Genomic DNA, 2212 nt, shown 5'->3' on the forward strand with positions numbered 1-2212 from the left:
CGCTTGCGTCGCGTGCCTCACGCAGCAGCGCCGCGGCGAGGCGGGCCCGCCAGCGCTCGGCCGCAGCCAGCGCCCAAGTCTGCTCGCTGAGCGTCAGGCAGGGGCCACGGTAGAGCTTGAGGGCGGCGTCCAGGGCCCCGGCGGCGGCAGAGCTGCCAGCAGGTGAGTGCTCGTGCTCAGTCAGGCGGTCGTTCAGGGCCTGCACGTCGACCCAGACGCAGTCCGCGTTCAGGCGCACGCCATGGTCCTGCACCAGCAAGGCGGCGTCGTGGGCCAGCAGGCGGCGCAGCCTCGCGACGGTGACCTCGAAGGCCTTTTGCCGCCCCTCACGGCCGTCACCGGGCCACAGCTCGCGGGCCACGGCCTCGGTTGAGGCGGCCTCGGTGCCGCGGCAAGCCAGATAGCGCAGCAGTTCGAGCGGCTTGCTGGCGGCCTTGCGCCCTTCCGCTGAACGCACGGCGCCGGCGTCGTTGCACATTTCAAAGCCACCCAGGGCGTGGACCTTCACCGACCAGGGCCAGGCCTCGGGCGCCCCGGCCGGCGCGGCGAGCCGGCGCGTGCGGATGGCCGAGCGCACCCAGTCCGTCTCGGCGCCCTGAACCAGGGYCTGGCAGAAGATCTCGCCGATATGCAGCGGCAGCAGCGGCAGCACGCCGGGCCACTCCAGTTCGCGCAGCGTGCGCATGGCGCGGGCCAGGGGTGCGTTTGGCAGGGCGCCCCAGCCATTGCGCTGGCCGATGGCGATCAGTGCGGTCAGGTCTGCCAGGCAGCGCAGGCGCGCCGCCAGGTAGCGTGGCAGCTGCATCTCGCCCAAGCCTTGAAAGCGCGCTGCAGCATCCTCGGCATTGCCGCAGCCAATCAGTGCATAGCCCTCCTGCACGAGGTAGGTGACCTGGTAGCCGGGCCAGGCGCCACTCATCTGCAAATGGCCCAGGGCACGCCTCGCGTGGCCCAGGGCCGCATGGAAGTCGCCCTCAAGCAGGGCCACGCGGCAGCGCACATCGGCCTGGTCGGCCCACCACAGCGGCGTGCTGGCTGCATCGCCCGCGGCGGCGGCCTGGGCTGCCAGCGCCAGCGCCGCCGTGGGGTCGCTGCTGCACTCCACCAGGCGTGCGCGCTGCAGTGCCGCGACGGCGGCCAACCCCGGTAGATAGTGTTCGGCTGCCAGTTGCTGCGCCAGCACCAGCCGCTCGCGCGCTTCGTCGACCTTGGCGAAGGCGTACAGATGCCAGGCCGCGACGATGGCCCAATGGCCGCGCCAGAAGGGTGAGGCATCGGGCCGCTTCTCAACCGTTGCGACCTGCGCGAACAGCAGTTCGAACTCCGCATCCTCGCCATGGCGTTCGCAGAGCTCACCCAGCGCGCAGGCCAGCGCCAGCGAGACGTCGTTCGGTGCACCTCGGGCGCGCTCCATCAACAGCGCCACATTGGCGGGCGGCCACGCGGGCAGCACGCCGTAGTCATGGGCAATCGAGGCCCCGGCCCAGGCCAGCAGGCCTTCGATGCCGGTGCCGGCTGCGTCCGGGCCGACTGCGGTCAGTACGCCCAGCATGGCCATGGCGTGGCGGTAGAGGCAGGCCTGCAGGTGCTCCACCAGCACCACCAAACCGGCTGCTCCCGCGGCGAGCGCCACCTGTCCGTCGGCCTGAGCCCGCAGCGCCAACGCCGCCGCGCTATCCAGCGCGCCAGGGGCCTGCACCGACAGCGCCCGCAAGACGTCCAGCAACTCGCCCGACCGCTGCGCGGCTGCCGCTTCAGGCTGCGATGGGTTCATCGCCGAATGCTAGGGCAGGCCCAGGTGCTGTGGGTCATCTGTGGGTGGTGCAGGGTGGCTGCGCCTTCCATCATCGAACTGCAGCCTGCGCACCGCCGGCGGCGCAAACGGGAGCTTGCAATGCACAACGATCTTTCACCGGCCCGGCGCTTCATGGCCGTCGCCTGCCTGGCCACAGCCTGCAGCAGCGCCACTTGGGCGCTTCCGCTAGCCCCAGGGGTCACCCGCGAAATCAACTTCGTTTCCGACCACTCGACGTGCACCGGCCTGCTGCCGCTGGKCGGCGACTCCGTGTCGTGCACGCTGACGAATGGCGCGGACCTGACGGCTTCGTTTGCCGACTACTACGGCAGCCCTTCGAGCGGCAGCGCCCATGTTTTCGTCAATGGGATGGACATGCACTTGTCCGTCAAGTCGACACCCTCCACGGTGCCGACC

The 2212-nt window shown here is 70.8% G+C and carries 2 protein-coding genes; one reads left to right on the plus strand and one right to left on the minus strand.

Annotated elements, in window-relative coordinates; genetic code table 11:
- The coding region (locus tag AC1DU6_RS28385) for an AfsR/SARP family transcriptional regulator (RefSeq protein ID WP_477861216.1) at positions 1-1774 on the minus strand (1774 nt) is incomplete at its 3' end.
- A gap of 120 nt (positions 1775-1894) precedes the next feature.
- Between AC1DU6_RS28385 and AC1DU6_RS28390 the strand changes: the two genes are divergently transcribed.
- The coding region (locus AC1DU6_RS28390) for a hypothetical protein (RefSeq protein ID WP_477861217.1) at positions 1895-2212 on the plus strand (318 nt) is incomplete at its 3' end.

Source organism: Roseateles sp. P5_B10 (assembly GCF_056400485.1).